General features: G+C 66.4%; 13 protein-coding genes. 4 read left to right on the forward strand and 9 right to left on the reverse strand.

Features of this window, described 5'->3' with window-relative positions:
- Positions 1-42 precede the first annotated feature (42 nt).
- Positions 43-591, forward strand: a complete 549-nt coding sequence (locus GSQ95_RS00870; RefSeq protein WP_158893104.1) for a DUF3299 domain-containing protein — start codon at positions 43-45, stop codon at positions 589-591.
- Positions 592-778: 187 nt separating this feature from the next.
- Here GSQ95_RS00870 and GSQ95_RS00875 read toward each other — a convergent pair whose 3' ends face one another.
- The 8 genes from GSQ95_RS00875 to GSQ95_RS00910 all read right to left on the reverse strand — a co-directional run bounded on the left by GSQ95_RS00875 (position 779) and on the right by GSQ95_RS00910 (position 7660).
- Positions 779-1891: a response regulator gene (locus GSQ95_RS00875; RefSeq protein WP_158893106.1), complete on the reverse strand. Its 1113-nt coding sequence runs from the start codon at positions 1889-1891 to the stop codon at positions 779-781.
- Positions 1884-3641 (reverse strand): ATP-binding protein, encoded by a 1758-nt coding sequence (locus GSQ95_RS00880; RefSeq protein WP_158893108.1) that lies wholly within the window; start codon positions 3639-3641, stop codon positions 1884-1886. Before GSQ95_RS00880 ends, GSQ95_RS00875 begins: the two co-directional genes overlap by 8 nt.
- Positions 3634-4614: a SpoIIE family protein phosphatase gene (locus tag GSQ95_RS00885; protein WP_158893110.1), complete on the reverse strand. Its 981-nt coding sequence runs from the start codon at positions 4612-4614 to the stop codon at positions 3634-3636. Before GSQ95_RS00885 ends, GSQ95_RS00880 begins: the two co-directional genes overlap by 8 nt.
- Positions 4611-4964 (reverse strand): ATP-binding protein, encoded by a 354-nt coding sequence (locus GSQ95_RS00890; RefSeq protein WP_133860267.1) that lies wholly within the window; start codon positions 4962-4964, stop codon positions 4611-4613. The genes GSQ95_RS00885 and GSQ95_RS00890 overlap by 4 nt, the downstream gene beginning before the upstream one ends.
- 4 nt (positions 4965-4968) lie before the next feature.
- Entirely contained in the window at positions 4969-5394 is a 426-nt protein-coding gene (locus tag GSQ95_RS00895) for an STAS domain-containing protein (protein ID WP_158893112.1), read from the reverse strand.
- Positions 5395-5404: 10 nt separating this feature from the next.
- Positions 5405-6244 (reverse strand): STAS domain-containing protein, encoded by an 840-nt coding sequence (locus GSQ95_RS00900; protein ID WP_158893114.1) that lies wholly within the window; start codon positions 6242-6244, stop codon positions 5405-5407.
- A 111-nt stretch (positions 6245-6355) separates the two neighbouring features.
- The gene (locus tag GSQ95_RS00905) at positions 6356-6619 is read right to left on the reverse strand and encodes a PepSY domain-containing protein (RefSeq protein WP_059313049.1); all 264 of its coding nucleotides are present in this window, start codon (positions 6617-6619) and stop codon (positions 6356-6358) included.
- Positions 6620-6694: 75 nt separating this feature from the next.
- Entirely contained in the window at positions 6695-7660 is a 966-nt protein-coding gene (locus GSQ95_RS00910) for a CHAD domain-containing protein (RefSeq protein ID WP_158893116.1), read from the reverse strand.
- Positions 7661-7856: 196 nt separating this feature from the next.
- Here GSQ95_RS00910 and pap point away from each other — a divergent pair, with 196 nt between their 5' ends.
- Positions 7857-9341 carry a polyphosphate:AMP phosphotransferase gene (pap, locus tag GSQ95_RS00915; protein WP_158893118.1) on the forward strand — a complete coding sequence of 495 codons (1485 nt, stop codon included), beginning with the start codon at positions 7857-7859 and terminating at the stop codon, positions 9339-9341.
- Between the two features lie 413 nt (positions 9342-9754).
- Here pap and GSQ95_RS00920 read toward each other — a convergent pair whose 3' ends face one another.
- Entirely contained in the window at positions 9755-9964 is a 210-nt protein-coding gene (locus GSQ95_RS00920) for a cold-shock protein (RefSeq protein WP_007160189.1), read from the reverse strand.
- Positions 9965-10232: 268 nt separating this feature from the next.
- On the opposite strand from GSQ95_RS00920, the gene GSQ95_RS00925 reads away from it, so the two are divergent.
- Positions 10233-13703, forward strand: coding sequence for an acyl-[ACP]--phospholipid O-acyltransferase (locus tag GSQ95_RS00925; protein WP_158893120.1), 3471 nt, complete (start codon positions 10233-10235; stop codon positions 13701-13703).
- 94 nt (positions 13704-13797) lie between these two features.
- Complete coding sequence (locus GSQ95_RS00930) at positions 13798-15429, forward strand: methyl-accepting chemotaxis protein (protein ID WP_178118423.1); 1632 nt, start codon at positions 13798-13800, stop codon at positions 15427-15429.
- Positions 15430-15439 lie beyond the last annotated feature (10 nt).

Consider the following 15439-nt stretch of genomic DNA (forward strand, 5'->3'; position numbering starts at 1 on the left):
TCGTCACCGCACACTCGGACTTTTGCGTCCGACCCGCCGACCATGCCCAGACTGCTCATCACCCTGCTGCTCGCCAGCCTGCCGTTGCTGACCCACGCCGCCAAGGGCGAACCGCCGGAAACCAACTGGCTCGACCTGCTCACCGCAGAGGATCGTCACGCCCTGGAAACCATGCCCGAGATCAGCCACAACAGCCCCGAGGCCCCTGGTGGCTTCGGCTCCCCCGGCGGACTCAAGCAGAAGGACAGTCGCCTGCCCGAGGTGATGCACTCCACCCGCACCGTGGCCGCCCTGAACGGTAGGAACGTGCGCCTGGGAGGGTTTCCGGTGCCGCTGGAGACCGACGCCAAGGGCAATTTCCGCGAATTCTTCCTGGTGCCCTATCCGGGCGCCTGCATCCACGTCCCGCCGCCGCCGCCCAACCAGATCGTGCTGGTGCGCTACCCCAAGGGCGTGCCGCTTCCCGACATCTACGAGCCCTACTGGGTCATCGGCATCCTGCACACCGAGGCGGTCGACAACGCCCTGGCCGAGGCGTCCTACACCCTGGACGCCAGCAAGGTCCGCAAGGTCGAAGAAAGCGATCTCTAACGATCGTAGGTTGGGCTAAGACAGCTCCACCGTCGCAGCCCAACAGCCAGAGGTGGCACCGTAGCGTGGACAACGGCGCAGCCTTGTCCACGTCTCCGAGGCCCTCGTCTTACCCCAGTGGAAAACGCTGCGCGGTTTTCCACGCTACCGGCGCCAGGATTATCACGGCGCGCTACCCTGAAAGTCGCTAAGCCAGCCGCAGCGGCAGGTGCAGGGTGATGACCACCTCGCCCGCGCCGTTGGCGAAGCGCACCTCGCCGCCGAAGCTTTCGCTGAGCGCCTTGACGATGGGCAGGCCCAGGCCCCAGCCGCGCTTGTCGCTGCGGGTGGAGATGAAATAGGGCGTGGCCAGATTGGCCAGGACTTCGTCGGGAAACTGCCCAAGGTTGCGCAGCTCCAGCATGACCTGATCATCCGCCAGCCACTGGCGGACCCAGATCGGCGTCCCCGCCTCGCCGTGCTTGGCGGCGTTGAGCACCAGGTTGTCGAAGATGCGCAGAAAGGCGTATCTGTCCCACAGCACCTCCAGCTCCGGCGTCTCCAGCTGCAGATCGAGGTGGTTGCTGAATTGCAGCTGCAGATTGGCCGCGGCCTCGTTCAGCAGCGGACCTAGCACCAGCGGATCACCGCTGAGGCGGACACCGCCACCCAGGCTCATGTGACTGATATCCAGCACGTCGGTGATCATCTGGTTCATGCGCTGCAAATTGTCGTGCAGGGTTTGCAGCAGATCGTCGGTACGCCGCGCCGGACTGCGCTGCATCAGGTTGACCACCATAGTGGCGGCGGTGAGCGGCGAGCGTAGGTCGTGGTTGAGCGATCTCATGAAGCGTTCGAGCATGACCTTTTCCGCCTGCAGGTTCTCGCTGCGGGCGATAGCCGAATTGCGCTGCTGCTCCATGTGCCCGACCCGGGAGCTGGCCTTGAGCAGGGCGCCGACAGTGGCCAGCACTTCTTCCGGATTGATCGGGTGGGTCAGGTAGGCCTGAGCCCCAGTATTAAAGCCCTGGGCCTTGTCCTTGCCAGAGACGAAGGTGGCCGAGATGTTGATGATGGCTGGTAACCGGCCCCAGCCGCACTTGCGCTCGATGGCCTGGATCAGCTCGAAGCCGGTGGTGTCCGGCAGATTGACGTCGATGATCACCAGTTCGACGGATTCGTCAATCAGCGCCAGGCCACTAGCGCCGCTGGCTGCTTCCAGGACCTCATAGTGACTCTGGCTGACGAGGATCTTGCGCAGCACATAGCGATTGGCTTCGGTGTCGTCGATGATGACGATGCGGCGCAGGGCGCTAGTCATCGGACAGGCTCCGCGCCAGGGCGCAGACCTCGGCCAGCAGCCGCTCGGCGTGATCGGGGGCATGCTTGAACAGGATGGCGTGGCAATAGTCCTGCAGCCGCTGGCAACCCGCCTCGTCCAGCGGCTGGGCAGTATTGATCAGCACCCGCCGGTGCATGCTCCAGTCCATGCTGGCGAGCAGGTCCTCGCCGTTGATGTCGGGCAGGTCGAGGTCGAGGATGATGATGTCCGGGCGCACGGCATTGAGGCGATCCAGGCTGCTGCGAGCGCTGTCGGCCTCCAGCAGGACCGGATTGAGGCGTTCGAGGGTGCGGCGGACCAGATAGCGATCTCCTTCGTTGTCCTCGATCACCAGCACGGTGAGGCCGCTGAGATCGGGTTCCGGCGCGGCATCCCGGTGGCTGGCGTAGTGGCGGGGCAGACGCAGGGTGAAGCGACTGCCGCGACCGACCGCGCTGTCGAGGGACAGCTCGCCACCGAGCAGCACGGCCAGGCGTTGGGCGAGGGGCAGGCCCAGGCCGGTGCCCTCGATGTGGGTCAGATGCGGCGAGCGGATACGCTCGAATTCCTCGAAGATCTTCTGCTGATCCGTGGCGGCGATGCCGATGCCGCTGTCCTCCACCAGGAATTCCAGGCTGGCGTCGTCCGGCTGGAATACCTGGATGCGCACCTGGCCCCGGGGGGTGTACTTGAAGGCGTTGGAGATCAGGTTGCGCAGCACCTGGAACAGCCGGCTCTCGTCGGTATCCAGCAGCACTCCGGCCGGCGGCGGGGCGACGCTGAAACTGACCTGGGGATAGCGTGGCGCCAGGGCCGCGGCGAACTGTTCGAGGCGCTCGATGAAGGGCGCCAGGGCAAAGGGCTGGGGCACGACGGTCAGGCGTCCGGACTGCACCTCCGCCAGGGCCAGCAGCTCGCTGACCAGGTTGGCCAGTTCCAGCGCCGCGTCGCTGATGAAGCGTACCTGGCGCTGCTGTTCGGCATTGAGCGCCCCGTCCGCGCCGCTGGCGAGCAGCTTGGCGACATTCTCGATGATGTTGATCGGGGTGCGGAATTCATGGGTCATGTTGGAGAAGAAGCGCGTCTTTGCCTCGCTGGCCTCCTTGAGTTCCTGGGTGGCCTTTTCCAGCTCGGAATAGAGCGCCACCACGCCCTGGTTGGTGTTTTCCAATTCCCTGTTGGTGACCTCCAGTTCCGACTGGCGCAGTTGCAGTTCGTTGTTGGTTAGCAGCAGCTCTTCGCTCTGCAGGCGGATCTGCTGATAGGGATCCGCTGGCGGACTGCCCTGCAGGTCGGCCGTCAGCGCCTGCAACAGCGCCGCCTCGGGAAAGGCGCGTGGCGCCTGGTACTTGCGGGCAGTGATGCGCGTGCCGGCAGCGGAGGTCTGGATGTCGAAGTCGTCGAACAGTCGCTGGGCGCCGCGCAGACCGATGCCCATGCCGGTGCTGGAACGATAGCTGCCCGCGCGGATGGCCTCCATCTCGGCGATGCCCGGACCCTGGTCGACCGCCCGCACCTCCAGGCCGCGCAGGCGCCGGTCTTCGTCCCGCAGCAGGGCGAAGTCGAACTGACCGCTGCCGGCGTACTGATGGATGTTGCGCGCCAGTTCGGAGACGGCGGTGGCCAGGCGGATCTGCTCCAGCACCGGCCAGTCCAGGGCCGCGGCCAGGCGCTTGGCGGCCTGGCGGCAATGCACGATGTCCTGCTCGCTGCGCAGGGCGAGGGTCAGCAGGGGCAAGACGTCAGACATGCTTGAGTACCAAGACGGTGGCATCGTCGGCGGAACGCCGGAAATCGCGGTGGAGGAGGGCGGCGATCAGCGCCGGATGGCGCGCCCCGAGTCCGGAGTGCTCGCCCAGTCCCACCTTGGACGTCAGGCCATCGGAGTTCAGCACCAGCAGGGTGCCGGGCGTCCAGGGGTAGGTGTAGGTCTGGATCCGCCCGATCCGGTAGCCCAGGGTACCGTTGTTGGACACCAGGCTGCGCGAGGTGTTGCCCAGCAGGCGCCCGGCGATGTTGCCGATGCCGCAAAAGCTCACCTGACCCTGGTCAGGGTCCAGCTCGGCCAGCGCCAGGGCGGCGCCGCGGGTGTCCATCAGCGCCTGGTGCAGATTCTCCATCAGCCGCTGCAGCGGCAGGTGCGCGCCATGGTGCAGGAACACCTCCCGCGCCCGGCGACTGGCCGTGGCGGCCTGCTGGCCATGCCCCAGACCGTCGCACACCAGCAGGCGTCGTCCGCTGACCGCCCAGGTGTCACCGCAGACCTGTTCCTCGGGGTGCGGCGTGCACAGGGCGCCATGCTGCAACCGGGTACCGGGCGCTCCGGCCAGGTGGAAGCGCGCCAGCACCACCGTGCCCTGGCCTGGTCGCGAATGGATGTCGAAGACATCGGACTGCCGGCGGATCGCCCCCAGACCGGCACCCAGGGTGGCCGCCGTGCTGTAGTGATCGCTCAGGCAGCGGGCGACGTCGTGCATGCCCGGGCCGCGATCCACCGCCAGGACATCCAGCACCCCTTCGCCGCTTAAGGTAGCGAGGAGCTCACCATGCCCGGCATGGCGAACCAGGTTGTAGCCCAACTCCTGGGCGACGATGGTCAGGCGCCCGAGCAGGGTTTCGTCGGTGGTGACGCTGGCGGCCAGCCGGACCAGGGCACGCCGGGCGGCATCGACATGGACCGTGGTGGTCACCGGCAGCACCAGGCTGCACGGCTGGTCGTTCATCGCCACTTCCAGAGTTCGACGGTGGTGCCCTGGCCAGGCTGGCTGTCGATGTGGAAGTCGTCCACCAGCCGTCGCGAGCCGGACAGGCCGAGGCCCAGGCCCTTGCCCGAGGTGTAGCCGTCGACCATGGCGCGGTCGAGATCGGCGATGCCCGGACCCTGGTCGCGGATCACCAGGCGGATCGCCGGCTTGCCGGCGCGCTGCGTCTCCTCGATCAGGCATTCGCCGCCCAGCCCGTAGACCAGGCCGTTGCGCGCGATCTCGCTGGCCGCGGTGACGATTTTGGTCTGGGAGATCAGCCCCAGGCGGATGGCTTCGGCGACCTTGCGCACCTGCTGACGGATCAGCACGATGTCAGTCTCCTGGCGGAGTGGAAGCGTCTGTATCTTCGCCACCCTCTGACTCCTCCAGCGATTCGTCCGCGGCCACCATGGCTTCCAGCCGGCGCATGCCCTTTTCCATGTTCAGCGCCGTGGCGATGCCGTCCAGCGACAGCCCCAGCTCCACCAGGGTGATGGCCACCGCCGGCTGCATGCCGACCACGATCACCTTGGCATCGAGGATGCGCGAGACCTGGGCGATATGGGACAGCATCCGGCCAATGAAGGAGTCGACGATTTCCAGCGCCGAGATGTCGATGAGCACGCCCTCGGCCTTGTGCCGCACGATCTGCTCGGTCAGGTCTTCCTGCAGGTCCAGCGCCAGCTGGTCGTGCATGTCCACCTGGATGCTCAGCAGCAGGAAGGGGCCCAGCTTGAGAATGGGTATCCGCTCGATCATGGCGCGTTCCTCAGGCCTTGGCCGGGGCGGCCAGGCGCACGCCCCGCTGGCGCAGGGCCAGGCGGAAGGCATCGGCCAGGGACGCCTTGGTGATCACATCGCCCAGGTCCACGCCCAGGTGGACGATGGTGGCGGCGATCTGCGGGCGGATGCCGCTGATGATGCACTGGGCACCCATCAGGCGGGCGGCGGTCACCGTCTTGAGCAGGTGCTGGGCGACCATGGTGTCCACCGTGGGCACGCCGGTGATATCGATGATGGCGATGTCCGATTCGGTCTGGACGATCTTTTCCAGCAGCGACTCCATCACCACCTGGGTGCGGTTGCTGTCCAGCGCGCCGATCAGCGGGATGGCGAGGATGCCGTCCCACAGTTCCACCACCGGGGTGGACAGTTCCAGCATGCTTTCCTGCTGCTCGCGGATCACCGTCTCGCGGCCGCTCATGTAGCTTTCCATGCTGTACAGGCCGAGATCGTCGATCAGCCGGGTGGCGGCCCAGATCTCGGCGAGCGGGTCGTCGCACTCGTTCTGGATCAGCTTGAACAGCGGTTCCTTGAGCGAGAAGACGAAGGTCGCCGTCTGCGCGGGCGTCAGGCCCGCACGGCTCTGGTCGAAGGAGAAGCGCTCCAGCAGCGCCCGTACCGGCTGCCAGTGCGGCTCGCGCAGATTGCCCAGGCCCTGGGCGGCGGCCACGGTGATCCGCCGCAGCAACTCGGCGGAATTGGCCAGGATGGTGGTTTCGTCGAGCAGGTCGATGCGCATGCCGGCCGCGCGCTGGGCGCCGATCCAGGCATCGAGCAGCGGCCGCTCATGGGTGCGCAGCAGCTCGACCAAAGCGGTACTGTACATGAAGGTTCCTAGGTGGCGAGAAGACGGCTCAGGACGGGCCGACCGGGCGGAAAGCGTGGGAAGAGGCAGGTGCAGAGAGGGATCCGACCGCGCGATCGGATCCCCCGGGGATCACATGTCCATCTTTTCCTTGGTGATCTTGCCGGTCTTGGCGTCGGCATGGAAGTCGTACTTCATACCATCTTTCTTCATGCCTTCGCCTTCCCACTGACCGTCATCGGCTTCGATCTTGCTGATCGAGGTGTAGCCCTGCTCCATGAGCTTGGACTTGACGTCGTTCATGGGCATCCAGTCGGCACCGGGCTGGTCGGCCAGGGCCGCGGTGCTGGCCAGGACGGAACAGGCAAACAGGGAAGCGAGCAGCTTGGATTTCATCGCGAGACCTCGTCGTGGTGGTATGCCCGGGATTGGACCACCACCAGACGCGACAGATCCCTTCTGGCCCAGGCGTTAGACTGACGATTCTTCGACCAGGTACGGCAACAGCCCGACCGGTGCCGACTTGGGCCTACCCTTGACCTTACGCGGCGTAGAGGGGCGACTGGCCAGGTGCCAGAGATCGCGCCAGCGCTCGGCGAGGGCGGTGGGCTTGTCCAGGTAGAGGCGCAGGCCCAGGGAAAAGGCCTTCGCCTGCAGCCGCTCGCGCTGCTGGGCCAGGCTTTCGCCGATGGCCAGGCGGGTGTTGCTGGCGCCGAACAGGGTCGGCTCGTCCACCAACAGCTGCTGCATCACCGCCAGGTCGTGATCGTCGCCCAGGTATTCCGAAAGACGCTTGAGGCTCTTCTGCCGCGTCTTGAACTCCGCCGGCCAGGCGGCAGCCAGCAACTGGGTGTGATACCAGTGATCCTTCACCCGCTTGCGCCAGTCGTGCAGGGTATCGTCGGTGGGCTTGTCGCGTGCGGTCTTGAGCGCCTGGCGCCCGGCCTTGTAGTTGTCTTCCAGGCCGCGGGCGAAGAGGGCGAAGCCCTTGCCGGCGAGTTTCCAGCCGGCCACCTCCTCACGCAGGGCGGTCAGCGCCTCGAGCAACGCGGGATGGCCGCTGGCTGCGGCGATCTGCTGGTCGGCGCGCTCCTGCAGGCGCTGGCGCACGCGCTTCATGGCCGGCGAGGCGAATCTCTTGCGATCGGACTCGCCCAGCTTGTCCCAGCTTTCCACCAGGGCGGCGCTGTCACGCAGCGAGGACAGCTCGCGCCCGAGGTCGCGCAGGCGCCGATTGCGACTGGCGAAGGCGCGCTTGCCCAGGGCGCCGTGCAGCAGCCGCAGGAGGGCGCGCAGTTCCTTGAGGCGCTTGCGCGTCTCGTGGACGCCCTTGGGGGTACCGCTGGACAGGGACGCCTCAGCCTGTACCAGACGATCCGTCACCACGCGGCGGACTTCCTCGTCAGCCGGTTGCCGCGCATCGAAACGAAAGGCCATCGAACTCTCCTTATGGGTGGACTGCAGACCCGCTCTGCGCGGGAGCCTAACGGTGGGAAGACCGCTACAACAGCGGGAGATGCCAAATTTCATTTAATCGTCATATTTCGGTCATGGATGTCGGCCCGGGCACCGCCTGCCGCCGGGTCGGTCAGAAGGGCTATAGTTGCCCGACCACCCCCGCAAGGAGATCCGGATGTTCGAAGCCGCCGAAAACGAACACCTGCTCGACGAGGCCACCTACGACGCCAAGCTGCCCAAGCTGCGCGAGGCGCTGCTGGCCGCCCAGTACGAACTCAAGACCCAAGGCCGCTTCCCGGTGATCCTGCTGATCGATGGCATCGAGGGGGCGGGCAAGGGCGAGACGGTCAAGCTGCTCAACGAGTGGATGGATCCGCGCCTGATCCGCGTCGAGACCTTTCTGCAGCCCAGCCACGAGGAACGCCAGCATCCGCCGGCGTGGCGCTACTGGCAGCGCCTGCCGGGCAAGGGGCGGATCGGCGTGTTCTTTGGCAATTGGTACAGCCAGATGCTGCACGGCCGGGTCAACAAGGAACTCAGCCGTGTCGAGCTGGATGCCGCCATCGGCCAGGCGGAACGTTTCGAGCGCATGCTCGCCGACGAAGGCGCGCTGATCCTCAAGTTCTGGTTCCACCTCTCCAAGCCCCAGCTCAAGCAGCGCCTGAAGCACCTCAAGAACGATCCCCGCCTGGGCTGGAAGCTCAGTCCGCTGGACTGGCGCCAGGCCAAGGTTTACGACCGCTTCGTCAAGGAAGGCGAGCGCGTGGTGCGGCGAACCCATCAGGACTATGCCCCCTGGCACGTGGTGCCCGGTTTCGACGAGCGCTTTCGCAGCCTGACCGTCGGCACCGTGCTGCTCAAGGCGCTGCAGCGCGCCTTGGCCAACAAGCCGCGCAAGCAGCGCAAGGCCGCCGCGGTACTGCCGCCGCCGGTTGATGGCCGCGGCGTGCTGGAGGCCATGGACCTGAGTCAGCGCCTGGACAAGGCCGATTACGAGGACCAGCTGCTCGCTGAGCAGGCCCGGCTGGCGCGGCGGCTGCGCGACAAGAAGTATCGTCGCCACGCCCTGGTGGCGGCCTTTGAGGGCAACGATGCTGCTGGCAAGGGCAGCGCCATCCGCCGTGTCACGGGTGCTCTGGATCCCCGGCAGTACCGCATCGTCCCGGTTGCCGCGCCCAGCGACGAAGAGCTGGCCCAGCCCTATCTCTGGCGCTTCTGGCGGCATATCCCGCGGCAGGGCAATTTCACCATCTTCGATCGTTCCTGGTACGGCCGGGTGCTGGTGGAGCGGGTCGAGGGGCTGACACCCGCCGCCGACTGGCAGCGTGCCTACGGCGAGATCAACGACTTCGAGGAACAGCTCCACGACGCCGGCCTCGTGCTGGCCAAGTTCTGGCTGGCCATCGACCAGGACACCCAGCTGGAGCGCTTCCGCGCCCGCGAGGAAACGCCCTTCAAGCGATTCAAGATCACCGAGGACGACTGGCGCAACCGGGACAAGTGGGATCTCTACAGCCAGGCGGTCAACGACATGGTGGTGCAGACCAGCACGGCCATCGCGCCCTGGACGCTGGTGGAGGCCAACGACAAGCGATTCGCGCGGGTGAAGGTGTTGCGGACGCTCAACGAGGCGTTGGAGCGGGCGTATGACAAGGGTTGAGTGAAGCCTGGCTTTCGGTAGAAGCGGTTGCTTAGCTCGTTATCGTGCCCTGGGGACACTTCTGTTTCGCCCCGCCGGGCGACTCACTTTTTTCAATCGCTAAAAAAATAAACAAAAACGCTTGCCCATCCATTCGGCCCCGGCTTTGCCGGGGTACGCTCCCTCCATCGCCGCTCCAGGGGCCCGCCGCGAAGGGCCGTCCCCGGCCCTCGCGACTCTCGCGGCATCTATGCCGCTTGACCCCTTGCGCAACGATTGCGTTCGCCTTGCTGGAAGGGGCATTGGGGGCGCCGGTACCTTGGGTTGCCCAAAAGAAGGGACGACGTGAAGCGTGGCAACGTTGGCTAAAACATTAAATCCCAGAAACGAAAAGGCCCCACCGAAGTGGGGCCTTTCTGCAACCGGATCAGTCGTTAGACGACTTGAACCTGGTCAGCTTGCATACCCTTCTGGCCTTTGACAGCCACGAAAGTGACCTTCTGGCCTTCGCTCAGGCTCTTGAAGCCGGCGCTTTCGATGGAGCGGTAGTGCACGAACAGGTCGGCGCCGCTTTCCGGGGTGATGAAGCCGTAGCCTTTTTCATCGTTGAACCACTTGACGGTGCCATTTTCACGATTGGACATGAGTATCTCCAGGGTGTAGGGGGAACAACCACGTTAGCGAGACATTCGCTAGCGGGACTGTAATGCGAGAGTGAGACGAGCCAGGAGATGAAAATGAAGCAACATCAAGCAGGTATCGAGTAACTATTGCAGTAGCAGTGCCCACACCATACTCGCTTTCGCGAGCTTGTATAGCCCTGATTCGCATATTTGTTGACCAATGGCGCTGCTTGCGCTGCCAGAGCGTCTCACTCAGGCTACGGATTCCCCTGCTCGAAAGAGACTCCGCATGGACAAGCTGCACCGGATCAAGGGGGCCTGGCCCTACCTGATCGCCGTCTTTCTCAACGCCTTCGTCGATCTTGGCCACAAGATCGTCATCCAGAACACCGTGTTCAAGGTCTATGACGGTTCCACTCAGGTGGTGCTGACCGCCCTGGTCAACGGCATGATGCTGTTGCCCTTCATCCTGCTGTTCAGTCCTTCCGGCCATGTGGCCGATCGCTTCGCCAAGGTCCGGGTGCTGCGCCTTGGCGGCTGGGCGGCGGTGGCCATCACCCTGGGCATCACCCTGGCCTACTATGCCGGGCTGTTCGAACTGGCCTTTGCCATGACGCTCCTGCTGGCCATCCAGGCGACCTTCTATTCGCCGGCCAAGTACGGCTACATCAAGGCGCTGTTCGGCAAGCAGCGGCTGGCCGAGGGCAATGGCCTGGTGCAGGCTAATTCCATCATCGCCATCCTGGCCGGCACGGTGGTCTTCACCGCCTTCTTCCAGCTGCACCTGGGCGCGGGCCAGGCCACGCCCCATGCGATCCTGCAGGACATCGCGCCGCTGGGCTGGCTGCTGGTGCTCTGCAGCCTGGCCGAGGTGGCGCTGCTCTATCGCCTGCCGCTGCTGGAAGAACCCAGGCCACGCGAGCCCTTCGACTGGCATGCCTATCTGCGGCTGCAGACCGCCCGACGCAACCTGGCGGTGATCGGCGAGAATCCGGTGATCCGCCTGTCGATCATCGGCCTGGCGGTGTTCTGGTCGGTGGGCCAGGTGCTGCTGGCGAGCTTTCCGGCCTATGCCAAGGATCATCTGGGCATCGACAACGTGCTGCTGTTGCAGGGCATCCTGGCCTGCGCCGGCATCGGCATCGCCATCGGCTCGGCGCTGGCCAGTCGGGCCTCCCGCGGGCGCATCGAGACCGGGCTGATCCCGGTGGGCGCCCTGGGCATCGCCCTCGGCCTGTGGTGGCTGCCGGCGCCCAGTTCGGCCTGGGTGCATGCGCTCAACTTCATCTTCATCGGCCTGATGGGCGGGCTGTTCATCGTCCCGCTCAACGCCCTGATCCAGTTCCATGCCCGCGAGGACCAGCTCGGTACGGTGCTGGCGGCCAACAACTGGGTGCAGAACGTCGCCATGCTGAGCTTTCTGGTGCTCACCGCGGTGATCGCCCTGCTCGGTCTGGACAGTCGCTGGCTGTTGCTGCTGATCGCCGCCGTGGCGCTGATCGGCGGCGCCTACACGGTGTGGAAGCTGCCCCAGAGTCTGGTGCGTTTCCTGCTCGGTCTGATGGTCACCCGGCACTACCGCATCCAGGTGCAGGGCCTGCAGAACCTGCCGGCCCAGGGCGGGGTGCTGCTGCTGGGCAATCACATCAGCTGGGTCGACTGGGCCATGGTGCAGATCGCCAGTCCGCGACCGGTACGCTTCGTGATGCTGCGCGCCATCTACGAGCGCTGGTACCTGAAGCCCTTCCTCAAGGCCATGGGTTGCCTGCCCATCGCCCAGGGTACCGGCGCCGGCGCGGCGCTGGAGCAGGTGGCCGGGCTGCTGAGCGCCGGCGAGGTGGTCTGCCTGTTCCCGGAAGGGGCGATCAGCCGCACCGGTCAGCTCGGCGAATTCCGCCGCGGCTATGAAAGGGCCTGCGAGCGGGTCGGTCCCGAGGTGCAGATCGTACCCTTCTACCTGCGCGGCCTCTGGGGCAGCCAGTTCTCGCGCTCTTCCAGCAAGCTCAAGGAGCTGCGGGACAGCCCGCTGCACCGCGAGGTGGTGGTGGCCTTCGGCAAGGCGTTACCCAAGGACACTCCGGCCGATGTGCTCAAGCGGCGGATCTTCGAGTTGTCGATCCGCTCCTGGGAGCGCTACATGCAGGGCCTGCCGTCGCTGGCCGATGCCTGGGTCGCCAGCGTCAAGCGCCGGCCCAATGGCCTGGCGCTGATCGACGACCTGGGCGCTCCGCTCAAGGCCGCCCAGGCGCTCACCGGCGCCGCCTGCCTGGCGCGGCGGATGCGCAAGCGGCCCGAGGCCAATCTCGGCCTGCTGCTGCCCACCAGCAGCGGCGGCATGCTGGCCAACATGGCGGTGCTGCTGGCTGGCAAGACCCTGGTCAATCTCAACTACACGGCCACGCCCGAGGCGCTGGCATCCGGCCTGGACCAGGCCGGTATCCGTACCGTCTACACCTCGACGCGCTTCCTCGACCGCCTGCGCAAGCGCGGTCTGCCGGTGGACGAATTGCTGGCCGGACGCGAGGTGGTGGATCTGGAGGAGTTGCGCGCCGGCATCGGCAAGGCCGAGCTACTGGCCAACTGGCTGGCAGTCTGGCTGTTGCCCACCGCCATGCTGCAGGTGCTGGTGAGTCGCGCCCACGATCCCGAGGCCACCGCCGCGATCCTCTTCTCCAGTGGCAGCGAGGGTACGCCCAAGGGGGTGATGCTCAGCCACAGCAACCTCATGGCCAATCTCAAGCAGACCTCGGACGTGCTCAATACCCAGGACGACGACGTCTTCATGGCCTCGCTGCCGCTGTTCCACGCCTTCGGCCTCACCGTGACCCAGTTCCTGCCGCTGATCGAGGGGGTGCCGGTGGTCTGCCAGGCCGATCCCACCGACGTGGCCGGCATCGCCAAGGCGGTGGCGACCCATCGCGCCACGGTGCTCTGCGGCACCTCGACCTTCCTGCGGCTGTTCGTGCGCAACACCAAGGTGCATCCGCTGATGCTGGAGAGTCTGCGCATCGTGGTGGCCGGCGCCGAGCGCCTGGATCCGGCGGTGCGCGAGGCCTTCAAGCTCAAGTTCAACCAGGACATCTACGAGGGCTACGGCGCCACCGAGACCGCGCCGGTGGCCTCGGTCAACCTGCCCGATGCCCTGGACATGAGCTACCTGCAGGTGCAGCGCGGCGGCAAGCTCGGCACCGTGGGCATGCCGCTGCCAGGGACCGGCTTCAAGATCGTCGACCCCCAGACCCTTGCCGAATTGCCCACCGGCGAAGCCGGCATGGTGCTGATCGGCGGGCCGCAACTGATGCAGGGCTACCTGAACGATCCCGAGCGCACCGCCAAGGCCATCCGCGAGATCGACGGCGAGCGCTGGTACGTGACCGGCGACCAGGGTCGGCTGGACGAGGACGGCTTTCTCACCCTCGTCGACCGCTATTCACGCTTCGCCAAGATCGGCGGCGAGATGGTCAGCCTGGGCGCCGTGGAGCAGGCCCTGGCCAAGGCGGTGGCCGATCCGGAGATCGAGCTGCAGGCGGTCAATCTGCCGGATGCCAGGAAGGGCGAGCGCATCGTGGTGCTGCATACTGGCACCCTGGACGGCGCGGCGGTGGAAAAGACCCTGCTGGCCCAGGGGGTGAGCGGACTGCTGCTGCCTTCGGCCTGGCTTGCGGTGGACAGCCTGCCGAAACTGGGGACCGGCAAGGCCGACGTGGCCGGCGCGAAACGGCTGGCGCAGACGCGCTTGAGCGAGGCGGGGGAGGCCTAGGCGATAAAACATTCATCCGGCGCCAGCGAACCCTAAAGCCTGGCGCCGTTTGGCCGATCATGAGGGGGCTAATCATTTTTTCGAGGTCTTCCCGGTGAAGCTACGCTCCCTCAACATCGCCCCGCGGGCCCTGGTGGCCTTTGGTTTCTTCGCCCTGCTGGTGATCGGCCTCGGGCTGTTTTCCCTGGGCCAGAATCGCGTCATCAAGGAGGGCGAGGAGCAGATCGTCGGCAATGTCATCCCCAGCGTCCAGACCATTGGCGAGATCCGCGCCGATCTGCTGAGTCTGCGCATGCACAACCAGGGGCTGATGCTGGCCAGCTCCAATGCCGAGACCCAGGCGGTGCACAAGGCCATCGAGGCGGCCAAGGCCAGCCTGGAACAGCATGTGCGCCAGTTCGACGCCCTGTTGCTCACCGACACCGGGCGGGAGGTCTACACCCGGATGACCGGCCAGCTGGCCACCTACCTGAACAACCAGAATCGCTATCTCAAGGCGCTGGACGACCAGAACGACGCCGAGCTGCTCAAGCTGGCCGGGCAGGACGGCGAGATGGCCCACAGTGGCAATGCCCTGAGCGCTACCGTCAACGAACTCGCCGGGGTGGTCGACGGCAAGGTCACGCGGCTGGCCGCTGCTTCCATGGCCAGCTACCACAACGCCATCGCCATCACCGTGGCGGTGATGGTGGCAGCCCTGGCCGGTACCCTGCTGCTGGCCTGGCGCTTTACCCGCAGCCTCACCGGGCCGCTGGAAAAGGCCCTGGCGGTGGCCGAGCGCATCGCCGCCAACGACCTCAGCCGGACCGTCGAGCCGGACGGGCGCGACGAACCCGGCCGGTTGCTGGCGGCCATGGCGCGGATGCAGGACAACCTGCGCGGCACCCTGGAGCGGCTGACCCTGTCGTCCACCACCCTGGCATCCACCTCCGAAGAGCTGTCGACGGTCACCGATACCGGGCTGCGCGGCATTCAGCGGCAGAACGACGAACTGGCCCAGGCGGCCACCGCCGTCAACCAAATGACCGCCGCGGTGGAGGAGGTCGCGCGCAACGCCGCCGCCGCCAGCGCCGCCGCCCAGGATTCGCGCACCTCGGCCGACCTCGGTCAGCGCCGGGTCGAGGAGACCCTCACCACCATCCACGCCCTGCATGGCGCCGTGACCTCCAGCAGTGGCGAGATCGATGGCCTGGCCGCCCAGGTGCAACGTATTAGCGGGGTGCTCGACGTCATCCGCGGTATCGCAGAGCAGACTAATCTGCTGGCGCTCAACGCCGCCATCGAAGCCGCGCGTGCCGGTGAGGCGGGTCGCGGCTTTGCCGTGGTGGCCGACGAGGTGCGCGCCCTGGCGGCCCGTACCCAGCAGTCCACCGGCGAGATCGAAGACATGATCGGCGCCATCCAGGGCGGCGCCGGCAAGGCGGTGGACGCCATGGCCACCAGCAATCAGCAGGCTGGTGTCTGCCTGGAGGTGGCCGCGGCCGCCGGCGAGGCCCTGGCCGAGATCGGTCGCCACATCGGGCAGATCACCGAGCGCAACCTGAGCATCTCCGCCGCCACCGAGGAGCAGGCCCAGGTGGCCCGCGAGGTGGATCGCAACCTCACCAGCATTCGCGACCTGTCCACCCAGAACGCCGCCGGGGCCGGGCAGACCGCGGCCGCCAGCACCGACCTGGCGCGCCTGGCCGGTGACCTGAGCGGTGCGGTGCGGCAGTTCCGGCTCTGAACGCGGAATC

The sequence above is a fragment of the Pseudomonas sp. BAV 4579 genome, assembly GCF_009765395.1.
Taxonomy (GTDB): Bacteria; Pseudomonadota; Gammaproteobacteria; order Pseudomonadales; family Pseudomonadaceae; genus Chryseomonas; species Chryseomonas aestiva.

Bases quoted from the DNA above. Each gene is read 5' to 3' on its own strand.
- GSQ95_RS00870 (WP_158893104.1), top strand. From the start codon at position 43: ATGCCCAGACTGCTCATCACCCTGCTGCTCGCCAGCCTGCCGTTGCTG.
- GSQ95_RS00875 (WP_158893106.1), bottom strand. From the start codon at position 1,891: ATGACTAGCGCCCTGCGCCGCATCGTCATCATCGACGACACCGAAGCC.
- GSQ95_RS00880 (WP_158893108.1), bottom strand. From the start codon at position 3,641: ATGTCTGACGTCTTGCCCCTGCTGACCCTCGCCCTGCGCAGCGAGCAG.
- GSQ95_RS00885 (WP_158893110.1), bottom strand. From the start codon at position 4,614: ATGAACGACCAGCCGTGCAGCCTGGTGCTGCCGGTGACCACCACGGTC.
- GSQ95_RS00895 (WP_158893112.1), bottom strand. From the start codon at position 5,394: ATGATCGAGCGGATACCCATTCTCAAGCTGGGCCCCTTCCTGCTGCTG.
- GSQ95_RS00900 (WP_158893114.1), bottom strand. From the start codon at position 6,244: ATGTACAGTACCGCTTTGGTCGAGCTGCTGCGCACCCATGAGCGGCCG.
- GSQ95_RS00905 (WP_059313049.1), bottom strand. From the start codon at position 6,619: ATGAAATCCAAGCTGCTCGCTTCCCTGTTTGCCTGTTCCGTCCTGGCC.
- GSQ95_RS00910 (WP_158893116.1), bottom strand. From the start codon at position 7,660: ATGGCCTTTCGTTTCGATGCGCGGCAACCGGCTGACGAGGAAGTCCGC.
- pap (WP_158893118.1), top strand. From the start codon at position 7,857: ATGTTCGAAGCCGCCGAAAACGAACACCTGCTCGACGAGGCCACCTAC.
- GSQ95_RS00920 (WP_007160189.1), bottom strand. From the start codon at position 9,964: ATGTCCAATCGTGAAAATGGCACCGTCAAGTGGTTCAACGATGAAAAA.
- GSQ95_RS00925 (WP_158893120.1), top strand. From the start codon at position 10,233: ATGGACAAGCTGCACCGGATCAAGGGGGCCTGGCCCTACCTGATCGCC.